Source organism: Acinetobacter sp. V2 (assembly GCF_001188385.1).
Classification (GTDB): domain Bacteria; phylum Pseudomonadota; class Gammaproteobacteria; order Pseudomonadales; family Moraxellaceae; genus Acinetobacter; species Acinetobacter oleivorans.
Genome location: NZ_JZFB01000001.1, coordinates 372,369 through 377,870 on the forward strand (window position 1 = coordinate 372,369; position 5,502 = coordinate 377,870).

General features: G+C 38.2%; 6 protein-coding genes and 1 pseudogene. 5 read left to right on the forward strand and 2 right to left on the reverse strand.

The genetic code is table 11. From position 1 onward, the window contains the following. The 4 genes and pseudogenes from UC75_RS19715 to UC75_RS01705 form a co-directional block, all read left to right on the forward strand. Nucleotides 1–162 (forward strand): annotated as a pseudogene (locus tag UC75_RS19715) (amino acid ABC transporter substrate-binding protein); the annotation flags it as partial. 92 nt (nucleotides 163–254) lie between these two features. Continuing rightward, a complete protein-coding gene (locus UC75_RS01695; protein WP_005304542.1) occupies nucleotides 255–1,097 on the forward strand; it encodes an amino acid ABC transporter permease in 843 nt (280 codons plus the stop codon). Nucleotides 1,098–1,099: 2 nt separating this feature from the next. After that, nucleotides 1,100–1,777, forward strand: a complete 678-nt coding sequence (locus UC75_RS01700; RefSeq protein WP_005304545.1) for an amino acid ABC transporter permease — start codon at nucleotides 1,100–1,102, stop codon at nucleotides 1,775–1,777. Between the two features lie 13 nt (nucleotides 1,778–1,790). Further along, entirely contained in the window at nucleotides 1,791–2,534 is a 744-nt protein-coding gene (locus UC75_RS01705; protein WP_004792844.1) for an amino acid ABC transporter ATP-binding protein, read from the forward strand. A 53-nt stretch (nucleotides 2,535–2,587) separates the two neighbouring features. On the opposite strand, the gene UC75_RS01710 is transcribed toward UC75_RS01705, so the two are convergent. Next, complete coding sequence (locus tag UC75_RS01710; protein WP_212771759.1) at nucleotides 2,588–3,901, reverse strand: DcaP family trimeric outer membrane transporter; 1,314 nt, start codon at nucleotides 3,899–3,901, stop codon at nucleotides 2,588–2,590. A gap of 345 nt (nucleotides 3,902–4,246) precedes the next feature. Between UC75_RS01710 and UC75_RS01715 the strand changes: the two genes are divergently transcribed. Continuing rightward, nucleotides 4,247–4,717 (forward strand): Lrp/AsnC family transcriptional regulator, encoded by a 471-nt coding sequence (locus UC75_RS01715; protein ID WP_004642558.1) that lies wholly within the window; start codon nucleotides 4,247–4,249, stop codon nucleotides 4,715–4,717. A 44-nt stretch (nucleotides 4,718–4,761) separates the two neighbouring features. Here the strand turns inward: UC75_RS01715 and UC75_RS01720 are convergent. After that, nucleotides 4,762–5,502, reverse strand: a 741-nt coding sequence (locus UC75_RS01720; RefSeq protein ID WP_128825169.1) for a YebC/PmpR family DNA-binding transcriptional regulator, incomplete at its 5' end; no start/stop codon positions are given.

A 5,502-nucleotide genomic window follows, 5' to 3' on the forward strand; every position in this document is an offset into this window, starting at 1 on the left:
GCAGACCGTACTGTAAATAATCTATGGAAAACTGGTCAAATGGACGCTTTATATAAAAAGTGGTTCCTATCGCCAATTCCACCAAAAAATACAAATTTGAACATGCCACAAAGTTCATCTTATAAAAAACTAAAAGCTCACCCAACAGATGCAGGGATCTAACAAGATCTTTTTGTCCTAAATTTACTTAAGCAAGTGAGACTCACTTGCTTAAGCGGTCTATTTTCCTAAAGATATTCATTTAAGGGGCAAACATGTCAGTCGGCTCGCTAAACTGGACTATATTCTGTGCGGAGTCTAATGAATATGGTGTCGATAAAGCCGCATGGGCAGAATCAGTCTGTAGAGCAATTGGTAGTACAAGCTACAATGCTCATGCTGAAGCGCCCACATGGTTACAAATGTTAGGTTCAGGCGTCTTTACTATGGTTTGGACAGCTGTTATAGCCTTTCTTATCGCATTTTTATTAGGTTCTCTCCTAGGGGTAATTCGTACATTACCTAACAAACCTCTCGCATTTATTGGCAATTGTTACGTTGAAATCTTCCGTAATATTCCACTTATTGTACAGCTATTCTTCTGGGCATTTGTTTTTCCGGAATTTTTACCGGACAGCTTAAGTGCAGGCAGTGGGGACGTTGTTGCAGGTGGATGGTGGAAAAATATTTTAAATCAGCAACCTGCGGTTATTGGTGTTTTTGCATTAGGTCTCTACACCGCTGCGCGTGTATCTGAACACATACGTGCCGGTATTAATACTGTTTCTCGTGGACAAAAGTTTGCAGCTTCTGCAATGGGTTTTACCACTGCACAAAGTTATCGTTATGTCATTTTACCTGTTGCATATCGTACAGTGTGGCCAACGATTACTTCTGAAGCAATGAACGTTTTCAAGAACTCGGCAGTTTTATATGCTTTGAGTGTTTTGAACTTCTTCGCTTATACAAAAACCATGAGGGAAGAAACTTCTCAGGACATCATTATTCTTATTCTCTCTACACCTGTTTATTTAATTATTACTTATAGCATTAAATTTATCATGGCATGGATTGAGAAACGAATGGCTGTGCCTGGCTTAGGCTCAGGAGGGAAGTAATTATGGATTTTTCTTTATTACATAACCCTGACGTGATCGCGGCACTCAAAGAAGGTTTCATTTTTACTCTGACCGTGACTGTATTGGCAATGATGGGCGGTATTCTAATCGGAACCCCATTGGCAATGATGCGTTTGTCAAACAATGCCATCGCAAGTAATTTCGCAAAATTTTATGTCGATCTGTTTCGTGGTATTCCACTGATTCAGGTGATCTTTATTTTCTACTTTTTGTTGCCGAAAATATTTGAGTTTCAATCTGATACGTATTGGGGACCATTGTTTTCAAGTGTTGTGACTTTTGCTATTTTTGAAGCTGCATTTTTCTCGGAAATTGTACGTTCCGGAATTCAGTCTATTTCAAGAGGTCAGGTCAATGCAGGCTATGCGCTAGGTTTTACCTATGGTCAATCAATGCGCTACGTGGTTTTACCTCAAGCCTTTCGTAACATGCTCCCTGTATTGTTAACTCAAACAATTATTTTATTTCAGGATATCTCATTAGTTTATGTGATTAGTGCACCAGACTTTTTAGGTCGTGCAGATACATTGGCTAATACATATGGTCCTGAAACCAAAGCAACATTCTATTTAATCGTCGCTGTAGTTTACTTCTGTAGTTCGTTTGTGCTGTCGCAATTAGTCAAACGCTTACAGCAAAAAATTGCCATCATTCGCTAATTGGAGATTTTAAATGCCAATGATAGACATCCAACATATCTCTAAATGGTATGGTGATTTTCAGGTTTTAACAGATTGCACGACGAGTATTGAAAAAGGTGATGTCGTTGTTGTTTGCGGACCGTCTGGTTCAGGAAAATCAACACTCATTAAAACAGTAAATGCGTTAGAACCATTTCAACAAGGCGATATTATTGTTGATGGAGTTTCTCTGAAAGATCCAAAAACGGATCTTGCTAAATTCCGTTCACGAGTGGGAATGGTGTTCCAGCATTTTGAACTTTTCCCGCACATGACTGTTTTGGAAAATCTAACCATTGCTCAAGTTAAAGTGTTAAAGCGTTCAGTTGCCGATGCTCGTGAAAAAGGTCTGAAATATTTAGAACGTGTAGGTTTACTTGCGCATAAAGATAAGTTTCCGGGCCAATTGTCTGGTGGTCAGCAGCAACGTGTAGCGATTGCACGTGGCTTGTCCATGGACCCAATCTGTATGTTGTTTGATGAACCAACTTCTGCACTTGACCCAGAAATGGTCGGGGAAGTACTTGAAGTGATGGTGCAACTTGCACATGAGGGCATGACCATGATGTGTGTTACACATGAAATGGGTTTTGCTAAAAGAGTATCTAACCGTCTAATTTTTATGGATGAAGGTAAGATTTTAGAAGACTGTCCAACGCATGAATTCTTTGATAATTTAGATGCTCGCCATGAGCGCGCGAAGCTCTTCTTAGAAAAAATTCAAGCCATGCATTAATACTATTAATAAAAAAAAGAGCCTTTTAAAAGGCTCTTTTTTACATCCAAATTTTAGAAACTATATTTTGCTAATAAATTGACACGAGAGTAATCACCTTTATCGCCTGCGAAAGTTTCTCGTTGGCCATATGTATATTCTGCACCTAAATCAATATTTTTAACCGGATTCCAGATTAAATTGACCAAGGCATTATAAATTTCTTTGTTATAGCTGGTGCTGGTTAAATTGCTATTTGCATAGGTGCTATCATCTTTGTATTGAATACCGCCTATTGCAAAAGTAGAGCGGAGGATAGGGCTCCATTTTCGTTGATAGCCAATAACAGCACTATCAAATTCACCTAAATTAATATCCTGGGTTGTTGTGTCATAGGCATAAGCTGAGTTGCTATAAAGTAAATAGCGGCCATCTCCTTTAACATGATAGTAATTAGCAACTAAGCTATCTTGAGGTGTTAAATCATATTTACCACCAACCCCAACACCCCAACCAAATTTTTCTTCAGAAGTACTATCTTTTGGAGCTACACGGTTTTCATGGGCAAGACCATGTAACTGTAATAGGCCTTTATTATCTGTAGTCTTGAAATCATATCGTGCTGTTAAAGCAGGAAAGCGGCTTCCACCAGCAGCATTACCAGCTTTTTCAACATCACCACCTTCTAAGGCAACTAATATTTTCTGTTGTGCATTAATTGGCTGAGTGTACCTAACCTGCACTGTACGTGTAGTACCTGTACCAATAGCGCCATTAAAATCTACTGTTTCTGGTGATGTATCAGTGTTTACAAAAGGTGAGGTTGTTTGACCAGCCAACCATTTTCCTAAAGACATATAGGCATGGCGAACACGGAATGTTCCAACTCCATTATCGCCATTTCCACCCATGAAATCGGCTTCAATTTTGCCGGTTAAATCTCCGTACTGAGTAGGTCGAGTAATGTCTAGACCAATTCTTGAAGTTGCAGCAGATACATTTAGTGAGTCTTGCTTCGGATCATCTTTATTTAATGGATAGTTGGCGCCATTTGAAATGCTGCCATTTGAACCTTTAAAGTCATAGGTTGCATCTGCGCGGACACTACCATAAAGCTTAACTTGAGTTTGCCCATCCGCCATCGCCATCCAACCTGGTTTTGATACAGGAGGAGTAGAAGTAGCTGGTGCTACGGGAATTGTTGCAGGAGCACTAACCGACAAAGCTGTTTTTTGTTGATCAGATAGTTTCTGGACGAGTTGTTTTAACTCCTTTACTTCATCACGTAAGGCGTTAACTTCAGCATCTGTAGCGGCATGCACAGGCATCGTCACGCTAATTGCGCCTAAAGAACTCATTGCTAGCACGAGTGTTTTGATCTTATTCACAGGAACTCCCCGACATGGATAAAAAATTTTCCTGCAAATACATAACAATAATAATGCCAACTTTAAGAATTTAGAAAAATAGTCAAATTTCTATAATTATCATTGGCCTATGTTTAAATAATAGGGCGAGTAAGATCTTATATTTAAAAAAATAAATGAGAGCATGAAATTGACTTTCTAAAATGCGCCATATGCTCCATTATTTGCACGGTTAAAATGCACGTCTGCAATAAAATGTGTAAAAGAATTAAACGTTTTAGCTATTTTTAAACCTTTGTATTTTAAATGCAGGTGAGTTGTATAGGGTATACTGTCCTCACTGTAAAATTCTGGCTGGAGATAACAATGGAGTTAGATCGTTTTGATAAACAAATTCTAGAAATTTTGTCTCATGAAGACTTAAATTTGAATGAACTTTCAGAACGGATCAATCTGTCAGTCAGTTCTGTGCATCGCCGGATTAAGCATCTGATTGAAGCCAACGTTATGGGGCAGCTCAAAAGAGAAATTAATTTTAGTAAACTTGGATTTACCTTACACATCTTATTGCAAGTGTCACTGAGTAAACATGACACCGAAACATTTGATAAGTTTCTTTCTGAAATAGAAGCAATTCCAGAAGTGACCAATGCATTTCTTGTAACAGGGCAAAGTGCCGATTTTATTTTAGAGCTTGTAGCACGTAACATGGATGACTACAGTGAAATTTTATTAAGACGTATTGGAAAAATTGACAATGTTGTTGCGCTGCATTCGAGCTTTGTGATTAAAAAATATAATGTTTTTAACTGCTATAACTTGCTGAATAAATTATAAAAAAACGCACCATTTGGTGCGTTTTTTTAATTCAAATGTTTGATTTAGGCATCAAGTTGAGCCAAAACCTCATCTGTGAACTCAACGTTTGTATAAACGTTTTGTACATCATCAAGATCTTCAAACATATCAATCATTTTAAGAATTTGTTTTGCTTGGTCGACATCAGTAATTTCAGCTTTAGTTGATGGACTCATAACAACTTCTGCGTTGTCAGATTTTAAACCAGCAGCAGTTAGAGCATCTTGAACTTCACCAAAAGTTTCTGGTGAAGTGATTACCAAAATTTCATCTTCTGAAACTTCAATATCTTCAGCGCCAGCTTCTAAAGCAATTTCCATGATTTTGTCTTCTAAAGAAACATCTTCAAAAGTAATTTCACCACGTTTAGTAAATAGATAAGCGACAGAGCCCGCAGTTCCTAGGTTACCATTTGTTTTACTAAAACAGTGACGTACATCTGGTACTGTACGGTTTAAGTTATCTGTCATTGTCTCAACAAGAACAGCAACACCGCCAACACCATAACCTTCGTAAGTTACTTCTTTTAAATCATCATTATCTTCACCACCGGCACCACGTTGGATTGCACGGTTGATGGTGTCACGTGTCATATTAACTGAAAGAGCTTTTTCAACTACTGCACGCAAACGAGGGTTACTAGCAGCATCTCCACCACCAAGTTTGGCAGCAGTCACAATTTCACGAATATATTTAGTAAAAACTTTACCGCGACTTGCATCTTGTTTCGCTTTACGATGCTTAATATTGGCCCATTTAGAATG

Coding starts and splice junctions, on each gene's coding strand:
- UC75_RS01695 (WP_005304542.1), top strand. CDS start 255: ATGTCAGTCGGCTCGCTAAACTGGACTATATTCTGTGCGGAGTCTAAT.
- UC75_RS01700 (WP_005304545.1), top strand. CDS start 1,100: ATGGATTTTTCTTTATTACATAACCCTGACGTGATCGCGGCACTCAAA.
- UC75_RS01705 (WP_004792844.1), top strand. CDS start 1,791: ATGCCAATGATAGACATCCAACATATCTCTAAATGGTATGGTGATTTT.
- UC75_RS01715 (WP_004642558.1), top strand. CDS start 4,247: ATGGAGTTAGATCGTTTTGATAAACAAATTCTAGAAATTTTGTCTCAT.